Origin of the sequence: Nostoc sp. MS1 (assembly GCF_019976755.1) — a bacterium.
GTDB lineage: Bacteria > Cyanobacteriota > Cyanobacteriia > Cyanobacteriales > Nostocaceae > Trichormus.
The window spans coordinates 175,881-188,634 of record NZ_AP023442.1 but is presented as its reverse complement, the minus strand read 5'-3'; the positions used below and the strand labels follow the sequence as shown (position 1 = coordinate 188,634).

The following is a 12,754-nucleotide window of genomic DNA, read 5'->3' as shown; positions in this document are numbered from 1 at the left end:
GCTTTTGTCCTCTCGTGCTTAGTATGGTTTTTTCGTGTAGGTTGCAGGGGTGCAGGGGGCAGGGGAGAGTAATTAACGCTTTATAATCCAGGGTGATGGATTGTTGATAATCGTGACTAAAATGCTTAAAATCCGGTTATATGTAGAGTAAAGCTCTCTGGCTGTTTCAGCGTTAAGATAATTACATTTAACGGCAAACTTCAACCATGTTTGAGTTTCAGCCGCTTCAGCCTCACTATCGCTTAATTTAGCAATAAAAGCAGCTTCATACCTTCGTTTTCTCCAAGCTTCAGCTAAATTAGCACAAACAGAACGTGATGAACGACGAATTTGATCAGTTAATGAATATCTTTCCTCAACTGGGAAAGTTTTGGAAAGCTCAAAAATCTGCATAGCAGCGTCGAACGCCATTTTATAAACTTCTAGATCCTCATGACTTTTAATCGGTTGTTTTTCCATCTCCCCTGCTCCCTGCTCCCTGCTCCCCTGCCTACTTAGTAAGTTTCCAAATGTTGTAACCAATCTCTCCAGCCATCATCGAAGCGCAGTTATATGCAAAACAACCTAAAATTGTGCCTGGGTCAGTGTAACGGAAGGGCCAGCGACCTACGAATGTGGTGGTGATGTCTAGTACCCAGAAAGATAGTGCGATCGCTCCACCTGCATTACGTTCTTTCATGCCTGCGCGTTTGTAGTCACCCCATAAAGCCACAGTCAGGTCGATATTTCCGGTGGGTTTGCTACCTAGAGCATATTGCTTGGATTCTTCAAACTCGCTTCTAGCCTGGATTGGGTCTTTACCACGTAGGGTTCGTGCTTCCATAACTTGTACCAATGCAGAGATGCCAAAACTAATCCAGAATAGTGGATTAAATGGTAATTGTAGCCAACCAAGCCAACCAATCCATTCAGTTTCAAACCAAGGGCAGAGGGGTTTTCCTTGAAATAAAACTTGCCAAACGCTGTCAGTAGAAAGCAGTGTGCCAATCCAAAAGCCAATTGCACCGACTAATTTATATCCTGGTGTGCCTGGGGTGATGAATTGAGCAACAATGTGTGAGACAAACACAACTGGTAGTGATACTAGCTCAACAATCCATCGGGCTAAAAGTTCTAAATACTCACCCAACCCCCGTTGTGGTTTATTTTGCTCTTTTGGTTGTGGGTTAGGAGTAGTTGGCGTGGGATTGCTCATAATTTAATTTCCAGCGTCAGAATATAGTGGGGAATCATTGCAAGCTCCTCTGACTCGGTATTTCCATTTCCATTGACGTTCTTCGATTCGCCCAATGCACCAGCCTGTCGAGTCGTAAACAAAAACCAGTTCATCCTCTAAATAACCTGTAGTGTTGGGTCTAGGATTACGTTTAGGAGTATCCAAATAATTTTGCATTCGCAATTTTTTAAAACTAGGGCTAACTCCTAACTCGTTAATTTTTTGAGATGTTGCTGCCCTTTCTTCGGCTTTAATCCGCTCTAGTTCTTCGGATTGTTGAATTGTTGTAGCCGTGTTGTAAGTGTTGAATTGCGCTGGCAGTTTAGATAACCAAGGACTAGCTATTAAACCCATTCCAAATAATCCTAGTAGCGCTTGTTTTTGGTATTTCATAGTGCAAACCTACGCTGGTTCGTACTGTTCTAAAATTTTGCCAAAGTTGTCAATGGTATTAGCAATCGGCGTTTGTTCAATTACTTCCTCAACTACCTTCGGGGGTTTTGGTTCTGGTTCTAGTTGTGGAGTTTGGAAACCTATCGTGTCTAGAATGTGTCTTTCCATATTCGTGCTAGTGCATCAATTTTGTAAGTTGTTTCAATACCCAAATCACTTGCCAAAAGACTACACAAAACAACATCAATAATCTGAGTAACCAGTTCACTACAGACCTCACTGGAGTATTCCAAAAAAACCACAGATGAACAATCTCATGAGCAAAATTAGACAATGGCACAATATCACGCACAGGCATTTCATATTCCAGGTTGTTGTAAGTTAAATGGTGTGCATGATTGGATTTGTGCCAAGGGAGAAATACACAATGGTTTAGAGTCAATTGTTGACACTGCTTCGATTTGGCTTTCCACTGTGGCGAGTGAATATAAGCTAAATACTCACTTGAATATTTGTGTTTGCTCATCTGCTGTTACCTGCGTTGGCATTGAAGCTTGCATTACACGAATGCCTACAGATAAAGCAACACAACTTATAAAGAAAATTATCGAGATAGCCCATTTGTACTTCTCCCAAAACTTATTTACGCTCTTGGTTTGGCAGGGCTTGGTTGTCGTTTGAATAAATGCAGAGTCAGCGATCGCAAATCCTGTATAGTCTTGGGTTGCACTGACTTTTTTGCTTCGACGGGTAAACCTACCTCCTCAAAAAACTTCAATGGGTCAAACTCAGGTGTCGAAGTTTCGGTCAAAGTTTGAACTTCATTTTTCAGATGTTGGGGAGTTTTTAAACCGTACTCAGAGATGATTTTCTCTTTAGTTTGAGGATCTTTAATGATTTGGTAGATGAGCGAAATTTCTTCGACACCTGCTTGTGTACGCTCTTGCAACAGTTGAACATCTAGTCCGTGTGAAATGTCGTCAAACAACTGTGTTTTGAAGTTGTGAACGGCAAACGCTTGAGCAACAGTTGTCCCCGCCGCAATCTCTAAGAATGCTTTGAATGTCTCTTGTGTGATTCCTTGTGCTTGTAATTGTTGCACGGCTGTATTTATCGCTTGGGATTGTAAATTCGTCAGGCTGCCTCCAGCACCCAATAGTTTGGCTTGGTCTATCACTGTCTCGGCTAGGTTGAATAACTTCTCCAAGCGATCGCTCACCGCCACATCAAACTCTTCTCCTTCTGGATCAATGCTTGGGTCTGTTTTAGCCAACTCTTGTAACCCAGCAATGATTTTCTCTGGGGGATAACTGGCGCTTAATAACTCAAACAATTCTTGGCGGGTGAATGTATCTTTGTTAGACATTTTGTAATTCTCCTGTTAATGGTTGTGTAAATCTGATTTGTTCGGCTTCAAACTCTTTACGGCTGTAGAGAGATTTATTCGCCCCCACAATTGCTTTAGCGAGGTTCAACTTATTTGTTCCTTGGGCTAAACCACAAAAAATTTCTCCTATTTTTCCCACTACCCAAACTTGATAAGGAAGAATTGGTGGCGCTCTAAGGCTGTGTTCTTGGGCAAAGTTCTTCATTTGTATTTGTGCTAGTTTATACTGAGCTATCGTCTGAGCCACTTCTTCCCAACGTCCCCAAGTTCGATAGCAGATGTCCAAAATTCTCAGGGATTGGGCATTTGTCATGGGTAAAACCAGGGGGTTTAATGCCGAATTTGTGGTTTCTTGATTAAAAAGTTCTTCTCTCCATGATTGATTCATTCTAGGTAGTCAATAGTTAAATTAAGTTGGTCAATATCTGTGTCAATATCCGTGTCAATTTGATATTACTTTCACTGTTAATACACGGTGTATTAACTGTTAATTTGGGTTGTCTCTTCATAATAAAAAGTCCATGCTTTGTGAGCAATGGACATTGTTGACAACTTTGTTGATAAATTACTTTTATGGAAATGAATTATCAGCTTTTAAGTATCACTTTGGACAACTAAAAATATTGATTCAACTGGTTCATCTACTAATTCACCATTACTTCGGCGCTTAACTCGTCTAATCACTACACGTATTGGTAAATCATTTTCCGCCTCTGAAATTAAAAAATCAGCATATTTATCAATTGCTTTTTTAGCTTCTTTAAGATTTTTCCATATCTGAGCCTCTTGGAGTAGACTTGTCATCCCAATAAACTCTTCACCATCACTATCATGTTTAGGAAAGTAATCAATCGATAATCTTGCAGCATAGGCTTTCGCTTCAGGTAGTAGAAGTAGTGCATAGCCTAGTTGTTCGTCAGCTTTTGCTCCAAATCCTTTTGCCATTGTGCAACTCTTAAACCTAATTGTTGAGATTTATGTACCTGATCAAGAGTACAGACTAAGTGATATTTAAGCAATATTCAACAATGAACGGCTATCTACAGGTTGCTTCCCCTGTTGAATCCAAATATTATGCTGCATTGCTGCTAGAGCTTTCACTCTAGAAGATGGATTACGTCTTGTTACTTTCCCGTGACAAGCGTAAGCTGCCATTGTCCGAGCTTTAATTTTTAGATATTTCGATGCTTCTTCATAAGTTAATCCCCAAGTTTCACAAAAAACTAACGGGTCTAACTCTTCAAAAATGTGTGTTTTTTGATCCATAACTCGCCTATTAATCAAAATTTCTACATGAATAAGTTAAGTTTTCGCTTTCCTTTACCATACTATACCGCACCAGATTTGCATATATGACGTAAACTGCCGTACTATCAAAGAACTGATTTACAAGTATGTATGCCAAAACCAGGATTTAAAACCATTACTGTCCCTGAGTGGATTATTGATGAAATTAAAAACCAGCCTGACTATCGTGGTAATCAAGCAGCTACACTTGGGCAATTAGTTAAAGATGGAATCGCTGCTCGTAGTAGAAGATTAGAACAACCAGAATTATTGACAGGAAGGATACTAAATCATTTGCCTCATTGGAATAGGAAAGAATCCTGGAAATTGGCTTTAACTATTTTACAGTGGCTACAAGAGAGTGAAGCTACTCCTGTGGAAAGGAATTGATAAAATTTTAGGCAATGCGAACAACTGTTAAGCTAATCAGGGGTCAAGATAATATAACTGTAGAAGCAGATTTAACTGAGCTACAAACTAAGCACGCTAATGACTACACCTCTTCATGGAAAGAACAATTAAGATTATTCGCTCAAGAAGACAAATTTTGGGACTGGGAATTTAAGCTCCAGTTTGTTATCAATAGGCAACCAAATCGAGAAGGTTACGCTATTGAGTACGAAGATGAAACTCAAGGTTTAATGATTATAGAAACTCAACTGCACGGCTCACGATTAGTATCAGGAAAACGACTAGTCTATGTTGATGGTATTGCATCTGCGCCTTGGAACCGAGAAATAATACAACGCCCACCCAAATATAAAGGTGTTGGCACTGCTCTATTAAGCTTTGCTAGAACCCGTAGCCTGGAACTAGGTTTTGAGGGTAGAGTGGGATTACACTCTCTGCCTGGAGTAGAAAAATTCTACGATAACCAAGGTATGGTTGACTTGGGAGAAGACGAAGATTATGACGACTTAGTTTATTTTGAATATGGGGTGTGGCGTTCTTTTGGATGAGGTATCGGGTAATGAGTCAACACGAATTTAACGAAAATCAAAATAACCTACCAGCCAACCCAATGAATTTATTACTTGATAAAGAATATTTACGACAAGCTGTCCAAGCTGAGGAGCTTGTTGGGGGTAACATCGGTGCTGGATTAGATTGGGGAAGTGCATTTGGCGACCTCATGCTGAACTTTGAAATAATGGGGCGTTTAACAACGTTGCGCGTTTCCTTAAATAAAGAAGTACGTTTGCTACTTAACGACTGGAATTTAGGTTCAGCTACAAAAATTGCTGTTAAAGCCGCAAGAGAAAAAATACTTGAGAAATTAAGATTACCTACACCAGAAGTAAGACAACATATACTTTTGACTCTAGGAAATGATGAGCTTTATGGTGAGGAGTTTATTTCTAACCGAGAAATATTACGCGAGTTACTAGAGTTACTATTAACACCTGAAGATTGGGAGACTATTGCCGCAGTCGCAGCAGATTCACTCAAGCAGCAAATTATTCATCAAGCGATCGCTGAGAAATTATCAGCTTGATTTAGATGTTGAACGTACCCTATCTACAGTTAAGGAATACGTCCAACCAGGGTATATCTAAGCTTTAAAGGTCAGCACCGGACTCAAACGGGCGACTACTGCCACCATCTGGGCTTCAACTTGTGCATCAATCACAGAGCCAATCGGCTTATAGGCGGCGGGTGCTTCTTCTATTCTACGTTCTGAACGCAAGGTAATACAGTCTACCCCAGTTAAACCTAATTCGGCTTCACTTTGAGATGCACCCCGGCGATTGAGATCAAAACGAGAACGAAGTCTTCCTGCTCCGTGTGAAGCAGAGTTGCAGAAAGCTGGATTGCTTTGACCCACCATCAGGTAAGACTCAGTACCCATTGAACCAGGAATAATCACTGGCTGTCCGGCATAAGCAGGACTTGCACCCTTGCGTGTTATCCAGGTTCGGTCTTTTTCTCTTAGGGTGATATTGTGGGGTAAATCATAGACTAAAGGGGCTTCTACATCTCCATAAACTGAGCGTAACCGTAGACGGAGCAACTCCGCTAACAATAAGCGATTGACAAAGCCATAGTTGGCAGCAGTGGCTTGAGCTTGTAAATAACTTTCGACTAACTCTGGGTGGGAATGAGTTGAAAGAGGAAAAATCTGCTCATCGGGGTACTTCAGACATTTTGGCCAAACAGCTTTAGCGCGATCTCGCCACATACCACCAATGTACTTCCCTACATTGCGCGAACCTGAGTGAATCATGAACGCCAATTGTCCTTCTCGCACTCCCCAAGCATGGGCTAAAGCGCGATTTTCTACTCGCTCAACTCGCTGTACTTCTACAAAATGGTTCCCCGAACCGATAGTAGCCAAGGAACCATCTCGGACTAATCCATCATCAGGAACCAACTCAATCGGCGCAAATTTCCAATCACCATCCATTGAACCATTCAAAAATATGCGATCGCTCTCAATGGCAAGTTGCTGTAAATCAGATTTGACCACACTACCAGTTGGTTGGTCTAACATTGCATCCAACCAACCAGTCACTCCATATTGGAACAAAGCTCGCATGGATTGAGCCGTCATTGTGACATCACGAGTACCAAAGAAGTAATCTCCTTTCATGCGTTCTACAAACAAGTCACGCTTTGCTAAAAATTCATCGATAGTTAAATCGACCACATGAAGACGCATTCCACAGTTAATGTCAGACCCGACAGCAGTGGGAATAACCATATCCTGGGTTTCTACTACTGAACCAATGGCAATACCTGCATCACCAGGGTGAAAGTCTGGTGTGGCACAGGCACGACAGACACACCCACCTGCTGGATGACGAATATTTGCCAAAGTTGCTAACTGTTTGAATGCCTTAGCTTCTACAGGAAAGCCTTCTGGTAAAAGGACTTCTGCTACTGCTGCATTGGGTGCATTGGATAAACGAACAGAGTAAACTTGGTCATTGTATGTTACATCTAGACCAAGCCGTGCTAAAGCACGCATCAGACGCTTGAGATTTTTGGCTGCATGAATATCTTACGGGATCTGTTTGTTAGATCCTTTAGTTAATGTTGAAGAGTTAAAAGACGTGGGTTCAGCAGCCGCGTCTGGTGTTATTTCTAAAAGTTGCTTTCTTAGAGTTATGGAGAAAACAACAGGTGAGTTTTAGAAATAAGGTTATAAAAATTTGATAGCACAAACTTTGAGGAAATCGCAAGTCTACTTCTAGAAAATCTTAAGTTTATTTTTAGCTCAAACATGACAGCATAGTAGGTTATATTTCCCGTATAGCCCGTAAACATCTGGCAGAAAATCGGCATATTTTATACCAATGTCAAGTTGAGGCAGCACAATCTAAAGTTCGGTTTTAATTTCAGGAGTCACTCAAATGGTAGCAACCTCAAGCGAATTAACTCTAGAAAAGGTACAATCTGCAATCGCTTTAATCCTAGACGAGTTAGGTGAACCTTTAACGCAAGCCCAGCAACAAGCATTAAACGCTTACAAATCTGACGATCATGCAAAAGTCAAAAGATTGGCGCTGCTCAACCCAACAGACTATTTCTGCAAGTCTTTGGGCTACCTGGGCGGGGCATTGAAGTTAACGCCTAACACAGATACTATCTTAGCCGAGTCTCTTCGCGCCGCAGTTGATCATAGCAGAGAAGTCAGATTAATCAATCTTGGGCAAAAAATAGGAACTATTTTGGAGTAGTTTAACTCTCTATGTTGCTCACACAACATTGCTCAAAAGTCCACCACTAGTGGTTGGGGAATAAACAAGGAGGTTAAACAAAATGGTTCAATCAATAACAGCGATGGAAATGGCGACTCTTGACCAAATCTCACTGTACTTGTTGCAGGATGAGGAATTTGGTTTGAAGTCAGTTGTTGCCAACGAGGAAGAAGCGCAATTGGTGAATGAGGCGATCTCTCTGGTCGGTAACTATGATCGCAATGTGTGGACTAGGCTAAAGCAGAAAGCTTTGGTGCTGGTTGGTTCACCCATTTCTGATGTAGTCAGCCGTATTGCATCAGCCTACCGTAGCCCTGATGTTGCCTTATCTTGTATTCGTGACGCTAGTGAGAAATCTATCGAAATAGCTGGGGATACTGCCCGTAAAAAGCTAGCGGCACAACTGCGGCAGAAGTTCAGAAGTTTTAATATAGTTCAGTGAACACAATCCGCACCTTCCACTGCCGACGAAAGCAAAACAAAGAGCATCAAACAATTTGGGATGCCATCGCTACTGCACTCGCTTGATAAGTTCTTTTGTTGAATATAGCCCCTGGTTTTCAGGGGCTATCGTTTTACTGTAAATTTCCTCACTCGTCAATTTCTCCCGCAATTTCACTAACTAAACCCGGATTTCTCACAAAGAGATAAAAAAGGGGTCAAAAACTGCGAAAATGTATATAGGATAAGCATTCCAGCAGTTATAAACCATGACCCCGACTTTCACAGATATTACACCAAAACAATTCAAATTCTCCGGGGAAAAATCACACCCGATTGTAGTTAATTTTCAGGGTGGGACGGTAACATCGGATGCAGGATTAAGCTTAATTGCGGAAATAGACAGAAAATTAGAAATCACATCAAAATTTGCACAGTGTTTCCAAGATTACCGTCAGCCAAATCGAGTTGACCATTCAGTAGAGAGTTTAATTAAACAACGTATATACGGGTTAGTCATGGGATATGAAGACTTAAATGACCACGAGGAATTACGTCATGACCCGATGTTTGCTCTAGCAGTCTTAAAAACAATTGGAATAGAGGATGAGCCTGCAATATTGGCAGGAAAAAGTACATTAAACCGACTGGAACATTGCCCTGAAGAGATAGAACAAGGAGTAGACAGTCGTTATCATAAAATCGGGCATTCTCGATCAGAGATTGAAAGTTTATTTGTCAAAATATTTCTAGAATCTTACGCCAAAGAGCCAAGACAAATTATTTTGGATTTAGATGTAACTGATGACTTAGTACACGGCAATCAGGAGCAAGTTTTCTTCAATACTTATTATGGGGGATACTGCTATGCTCCACTGTATATATTTTGTGGAAAACATCTGTTAGCATCCAAACTTCGCCCTTCAAATGTAGACCCAGCATTTGGGGCATTATCAGAACTACAGAGAGTGATTAAACAAATACGTCAACAATGGAAGAATGTTGAGATTTTAGTACGTGGAGATAGTGCCTATTCTAGGGACGATATCATGAGGTGGTGTGAATCACAGCCCGGTTTAGATTATGTTTTTGGATTGGCGCAAAATAGTCGTTTAATTGGGATGACTACGACGACTCAAAATAGAGCCTCGCTTGAGTTTGAGCAAAAACTATCAACAGTAGTTTCATTTTTAGAAACAGTATTTCAGCCAGATGAACAACTTCCTTCGCTTGCGGAAGATTTGATTGATAACTCAATTTGGTACAAGTCTTTAGACTATCAAACCCGTGAATCTTGGAGTCGTAGTCGTCGTGTTGTTTGTAAGGTTGAATATGGGACGAAGGGAGCTAAAATTCGTTTTGTTGTAACTTCTTTAGCTACTAATAAAGTACCTCTTAGTCAACTGTATAAACAAAAATATTGTCAGCGAGGGGAGATGGAAAATCGCTTTAAAGAACAACAATTAGAACTTTTTAGTGATAGAACAAGCACCCACACGTTTGCGGGAAATCAATTACGTCTGTGGTTTTCTTCTGTTGCTTACGTTTTGATGAATGCGTTGCGTCAAAAATGTTTAGCTAAAACTGAATTACAAAATGCCACTGTTGGAACTATTCGTACCAAGTTATTGAAGTTAGGAGCTTTAATTACTATAAGTACACGCCGTATTTTAATTGCAATTACTAGTTCTTGTCCATACAAACATATATTTGCTACTGCTCATAGACGTTTAAAAATGCTCCCTAATACTGCTTAAATTGAAATTAAATTGCCTTTTGCTTATTTCTAATCAATGATACTTTGGGCTTGGGCGATTCAAGTCCTGTTTTGGAATGCGGATATTTTATGAACAGAGCATTTTAATTTTACCAGCAATAAAAAATAGTAATCATTTTTACTTAACAACTTCGGTTTTATACTTAATTTATCTCTGCGCCTAAATTTTGATTGATGATGTATCAGAAAAGAGCCTCACATCAGGTCATGTAAATTTATTTTTACTGCTTGTGAGAAATCCGGGTTTTGTGTTTACAGGCAAGGGTTTTCATCAGCGAACTCGACATAATCCATTGAAGTTTTCGCAGCCATGCAATATTTTGGGCAAGGCTATAGAATTGTACATACCCTCTAAATTCTGATTGGTAAATGTTGATAATAGTAAAATCATCATCATTTATTAATTCAGGGCGATGAATGGGTTTACCATTCCTCATGTATAGGGTACATTTTTCTTCTATAAATCTTGCTGGGATTCTTAGTGCAATAATTCCGTTGATTGAGCGTTTACCATTGGTATGCTTATCGTCAGAATATTGGACTAGAATTTTGTAACCTAGAAAGCTTGCTGCCTCATTCCTAGCATTAGTAATCAGGGTCTTTTCGGGTGACAGTTCCAACTGAAGATTTTCAGCTAAAAATGTCTTGAGTTTTTCCTTAATTTCTTTTGCCTCTTGGAATGAGCCAATAAAACCAAGTAGGAAATCGTCTGCATAGCGGACGTAATTTAACCTTCTGTATTCAGGGTCACGAACATTTTTAGAAGGCATTTTCTGGTATTTAATTTCCAGTTGTCGCGCTTTATCAACTTGTCCGTTTTTCCTGTAATACCAAGCAAGTTTTACGAGTTTTGAATACTCTGGATTTTCTGCCCGATGTTTACCAAGTGTATATTTTGGGATGAGTATCTGTTCGATAAATTTATCGAATTTGTCAAGATAGATATTGGCGAGTATGGGTGATAAAATCAAGCCTTGCGGCGTTCCGCTCAGGGTGGAATAATATTTCCATTGCTCACAGTAACCTGCCTTGAGTAAGTTTTCAATCAATCTCAAGAAACGATTATCTTGGATTGTCTCGCGTAAGGTTGACATTAAGATTTTATGATCTATATTGTCAAAGCAACCGCGAATATCTCCTTCGATAAACCATTTAGTTCCTTGCCAAGTACGGTCTATTACTGTTAGCGCCGTATGGCATCCGCGCTCTTGTCGAAAACCATGACTGCTGTTAGAAAATTGAGGTTCGTAGTACGCTTCTAATATTAAACGTATTACTTCCTGAATCAATTTATCGTTCCAAGTGGGAATACCCAGAGGTCGAGTTTTTCCATTTTTCTTGGGAATATTAATTCGCCGTACTGGTGTCCACCGAAAACGTTCATAGCGAATATCCTCTATGAGGTTTTCAATCTTTTTGATGGACATCCCATCAACAGTCTCTGATGTAATTCCTTGCGTCATTGCCCCATCATTTTTGTAGATGCGGCTGTACGCCAAGAGGTATAAATTGAGGTTGAAAAGTTGTCTGTAGATATCATCCAGAGGTAAACCACGGTAGCCTCTGTCTCGGATTACACTCAAAATCGTTTCGGCGTTTCGCATCTCGCGTACCTCTCGATACAAGTGTGAAGAATACCTGTTCCTCTTCGCCATGTAGACGGCTTTCCCATCCTCGGACTACTATAGGAACTCTGTAACCATAGGGGTCGCCCCCCGTAGGTCATCCCGCGCTTTATTAACTCAGTACGTAACAGTGTGATTTAGGTGTCCCATTCATTCGTTAAGCCATCTCATCGCTGGCTGACTTCGTTTGAAGAAGTTGTGTGGTTCAAATGTTTAAAACTACACACAAACGATTATTCCTTTTTAGGCGTTGTAGGAATAGGCAATCGCGTATACCGTCAGAATTGGGCTTCAGGTAGTTTAACCTTCACCATGTCACACAAGTCTTGCCGGACTCTAGTTTTAACGCCTTCTCTCTATTTCCGGCTTTACCAACATGCTGTTGTCCCTTTTGTCTTTCAACTCCAGGTAAGTTGGTCGACTTAGAGACGTTCTTCTTAGTCTCTCCCAACTTGGTTGGGGATACCGCGTTAACTGTCACGGCGCACGCATTTTTCGATATCGAGTTCTATGACTCGTTTATCTTTTCCATTCGCGTAAGAGCGTAGGTTAGTGAACAGAATTTTCTGTGCGTCATGCGCTGAACGCCCTGGTCGGAACCCGTAACTCCTGGCGTGGAAGGTTGCTTCATGTGCTGGTTCTAATGCGTATTTGATAAGGCATTGGTATGCCCTGTCTGCAATAGTTGGGACTTTGAGGATTCGGGTTTTGCCATCCTTTTTTGGAATGGGTATTTCGCGTAATCCCTGGTGTTTCCAGTTATTACTTTCGGTTCTAAGTTTTTCACTTAGTTCAAACCTTTGCTCAAATGAGAGTGCGGTTTTACCGTCAATTCCCGATGTCTTTTTCCCAGCATTTAGCTGTGTTACTTGACGGATAGCCAGTAATCTTGCTGCGGTAGATTTCAGAATCAGCTTGGGAGCAACG

17 protein-coding genes and 1 pseudogene are annotated in these 12,754 nt (G+C 40.7%); 6 read left to right on the top strand and 12 right to left on the bottom strand.

Going from position 1 to position 12,754, the window contains the following annotated elements; genetic code table 11:
- Positions 1-72: 72 nt before the first annotated feature.
- The 9 genes from NSMS1_RS31795 to NSMS1_RS31755 form a co-directional block, all read right to left on the bottom strand.
- A complete protein-coding gene (locus tag NSMS1_RS31795; RefSeq protein ID WP_224095473.1) occupies positions 73-459 on the bottom strand; it encodes a four helix bundle protein in 387 nt (128 codons plus the stop codon).
- 31 nt (positions 460-490) lie between these two features.
- Positions 491-1,195, bottom strand: a complete 705-nt coding sequence (locus NSMS1_RS31790; RefSeq protein WP_096683258.1) for a hypothetical protein — start codon at positions 1,193-1,195, stop codon at positions 491-493.
- A 3-nt stretch (positions 1,196-1,198) separates the two neighbouring features.
- Positions 1,199-1,609 (bottom strand): hypothetical protein, encoded by a 411-nt coding sequence (locus tag NSMS1_RS31785; protein WP_224095472.1) that lies wholly within the window; start codon positions 1,607-1,609, stop codon positions 1,199-1,201.
- A gap of 9 nt (positions 1,610-1,618) precedes the next feature.
- Positions 1,619-1,777 (bottom strand): hypothetical protein, encoded by a 159-nt coding sequence (locus NSMS1_RS31780; RefSeq protein WP_224095471.1) that lies wholly within the window; start codon positions 1,775-1,777, stop codon positions 1,619-1,621.
- 7 nt (positions 1,778-1,784) lie between these two features.
- Positions 1,785-2,135, bottom strand: coding sequence for a hypothetical protein (locus tag NSMS1_RS31775; protein WP_224095470.1), 351 nt, complete (start codon positions 2,133-2,135; stop codon positions 1,785-1,787).
- A gap of 117 nt (positions 2,136-2,252) precedes the next feature.
- Positions 2,253-2,975 (bottom strand): hypothetical protein, encoded by a 723-nt coding sequence (locus tag NSMS1_RS31770; RefSeq protein ID WP_224095469.1) that lies wholly within the window; start codon positions 2,973-2,975, stop codon positions 2,253-2,255.
- Complete coding sequence (locus NSMS1_RS31765; RefSeq protein WP_010999618.1) at positions 2,968-3,384, bottom strand: hypothetical protein; 417 nt, start codon at positions 3,382-3,384, stop codon at positions 2,968-2,970. Before NSMS1_RS31765 ends, NSMS1_RS31770 begins: the two co-directional genes overlap by 8 nt.
- Positions 3,385-3,590: 206 nt before the next feature.
- Positions 3,591-3,941 (bottom strand): hypothetical protein, encoded by a 351-nt coding sequence (locus NSMS1_RS31760; protein ID WP_224095468.1) that lies wholly within the window; start codon positions 3,939-3,941, stop codon positions 3,591-3,593.
- A 66-nt stretch (positions 3,942-4,007) separates the two neighbouring features.
- Positions 4,008-4,262 (bottom strand): hypothetical protein, encoded by a 255-nt coding sequence (locus NSMS1_RS31755; protein ID WP_224095467.1) that lies wholly within the window; start codon positions 4,260-4,262, stop codon positions 4,008-4,010.
- 132 nt (positions 4,263-4,394) lie between these two features.
- On the opposite strand from NSMS1_RS31755, the gene NSMS1_RS31750 reads away from it, so the two are divergent.
- From NSMS1_RS31750 to NSMS1_RS31740, 3 genes are read left to right on the top strand one after another with little or no spacing between them, the layout of a single operon-like run.
- Positions 4,395-4,673 carry a hypothetical protein gene (locus NSMS1_RS31750; protein WP_224095466.1) on the top strand — a complete coding sequence of 93 codons (279 nt, stop codon included), beginning with the start codon at positions 4,395-4,397 and terminating at the stop codon, positions 4,671-4,673.
- 14 nt (positions 4,674-4,687) lie between these two features.
- Positions 4,688-5,242: a GNAT family N-acetyltransferase gene (locus NSMS1_RS31745; RefSeq protein WP_224095465.1), complete on the top strand. Its 555-nt coding sequence runs from the start codon at positions 4,688-4,690 to the stop codon at positions 5,240-5,242.
- Positions 5,243-5,253: 11 nt separating this feature from the next.
- Complete coding sequence (locus NSMS1_RS31740) at positions 5,254-5,778, top strand: hypothetical protein (protein ID WP_224095464.1); 525 nt, start codon at positions 5,254-5,256, stop codon at positions 5,776-5,778.
- 57 nt (positions 5,779-5,835) lie between these two features.
- Here the strand turns inward: NSMS1_RS31740 and NSMS1_RS31735 are convergent, their stop codons facing one another.
- On the bottom strand, positions 5,836-7,251 hold the full coding sequence (locus NSMS1_RS31735) for an RtcB family protein (protein ID WP_224095463.1): 1,416 nt from the start codon (positions 7,249-7,251) through the stop codon (positions 5,836-5,838).
- Positions 7,252-7,636: 385 nt separating this feature from the next.
- Here NSMS1_RS31735 and NSMS1_RS31730 point away from each other — a divergent pair, with 385 nt between their 5' ends.
- The 3 genes from NSMS1_RS31730 to NSMS1_RS31720 all read left to right on the top strand — a co-directional run bounded on the left by NSMS1_RS31730 (position 7,637) and on the right by NSMS1_RS31720 (position 10,182).
- Positions 7,637-7,963, top strand: coding sequence for a hypothetical protein (locus NSMS1_RS31730; protein WP_224095462.1), 327 nt, complete (start codon positions 7,637-7,639; stop codon positions 7,961-7,963).
- 82 nt (positions 7,964-8,045) lie between these two features.
- On the top strand, positions 8,046-8,426 hold the full coding sequence (locus NSMS1_RS31725; protein WP_224087844.1) for a hypothetical protein: 381 nt from the start codon (positions 8,046-8,048) through the stop codon (positions 8,424-8,426).
- A gap of 268 nt (positions 8,427-8,694) precedes the next feature.
- The gene (locus NSMS1_RS31720) at positions 8,695-10,182 is read left to right on the top strand and encodes an IS1380 family transposase (protein ID WP_224095461.1); all 1,488 of its coding nucleotides are present in this window, start codon (positions 8,695-8,697) and stop codon (positions 10,180-10,182) included.
- Positions 10,183-10,423: 241 nt separating this feature from the next.
- On the opposite strand, the gene NSMS1_RS31715 is transcribed toward NSMS1_RS31720, so the two are convergent.
- Positions 10,424-11,806, bottom strand: coding sequence for a reverse transcriptase/maturase family protein (locus tag NSMS1_RS31715; RefSeq protein WP_224095460.1), 1,383 nt, complete (start codon positions 11,804-11,806; stop codon positions 10,424-10,426).
- 500 nt (positions 11,807-12,306) lie between these two features.
- Positions 12,307-12,744: pseudogene (locus NSMS1_RS31710) on the bottom strand (reverse transcriptase N-terminal domain-containing protein); the annotation flags it as partial.
- Positions 12,745-12,754: the final 10 nt, after the last annotated feature.

What these genes read in the sequence shown, in the direction of transcription:
- NSMS1_RS31795 (WP_224095473.1), bottom strand. Translation starts at nt 459, where the DNA reads ATGGAAAAACAACCGATTAAAAGTCATGAGGATCTAGAAGTTTATAAA.
- NSMS1_RS31790 (WP_096683258.1), bottom strand. Translation starts at nt 1,195, where the DNA reads ATGAGCAATCCCACGCCAACTACTCCTAACCCACAACCAAAAGAGCAA.
- NSMS1_RS31785 (WP_224095472.1), bottom strand. Translation starts at nt 1,609, where the DNA reads ATGAAATACCAAAAACAAGCGCTACTAGGATTATTTGGAATGGGTTTA.
- NSMS1_RS31780 (WP_224095471.1), bottom strand. Translation starts at nt 1,777, where the DNA reads ATGGAAAGACACATTCTAGACACGATAGGTTTCCAAACTCCACAACTA.
- NSMS1_RS31775 (WP_224095470.1), bottom strand. Translation starts at nt 2,135, where the DNA reads ATGAGCAAACACAAATATTCAAGTGAGTATTTAGCTTATATTCACTCG.
- NSMS1_RS31770 (WP_224095469.1), bottom strand. Translation starts at nt 2,975, where the DNA reads ATGTCTAACAAAGATACATTCACCCGCCAAGAATTGTTTGAGTTATTA.
- NSMS1_RS31765 (WP_010999618.1), bottom strand. Translation starts at nt 3,384, where the DNA reads ATGAATCAATCATGGAGAGAAGAACTTTTTAATCAAGAAACCACAAAT.
- NSMS1_RS31760 (WP_224095468.1), bottom strand. Translation starts at nt 3,941, where the DNA reads ATGGCAAAAGGATTTGGAGCAAAAGCTGACGAACAACTAGGCTATGCA.
- NSMS1_RS31755 (WP_224095467.1), bottom strand. Translation starts at nt 4,262, where the DNA reads ATGGATCAAAAAACACACATTTTTGAAGAGTTAGACCCGTTAGTTTTT.
- NSMS1_RS31750 (WP_224095466.1), top strand. Translation starts at nt 4,395, where the DNA reads ATGCCAAAACCAGGATTTAAAACCATTACTGTCCCTGAGTGGATTATT.
- NSMS1_RS31745 (WP_224095465.1), top strand. Translation starts at nt 4,688, where the DNA reads ATGCGAACAACTGTTAAGCTAATCAGGGGTCAAGATAATATAACTGTA.
- NSMS1_RS31740 (WP_224095464.1), top strand. Translation starts at nt 5,254, where the DNA reads ATGAGTCAACACGAATTTAACGAAAATCAAAATAACCTACCAGCCAAC.
- NSMS1_RS31735 (WP_224095463.1), bottom strand. Translation starts at nt 7,251, where the DNA reads ATGCGTGCTTTAGCACGGCTTGGTCTAGATGTAACATACAATGACCAA.
- NSMS1_RS31730 (WP_224095462.1), top strand. Translation starts at nt 7,637, where the DNA reads ATGGTAGCAACCTCAAGCGAATTAACTCTAGAAAAGGTACAATCTGCA.
- NSMS1_RS31725 (WP_224087844.1), top strand. Translation starts at nt 8,046, where the DNA reads ATGGTTCAATCAATAACAGCGATGGAAATGGCGACTCTTGACCAAATC.
- NSMS1_RS31720 (WP_224095461.1), top strand. Translation starts at nt 8,695, where the DNA reads ATGACCCCGACTTTCACAGATATTACACCAAAACAATTCAAATTCTCC.
- NSMS1_RS31715 (WP_224095460.1), bottom strand. Translation starts at nt 11,806, where the DNA reads ATGCGAAACGCCGAAACGATTTTGAGTGTAATCCGAGACAGAGGCTAC.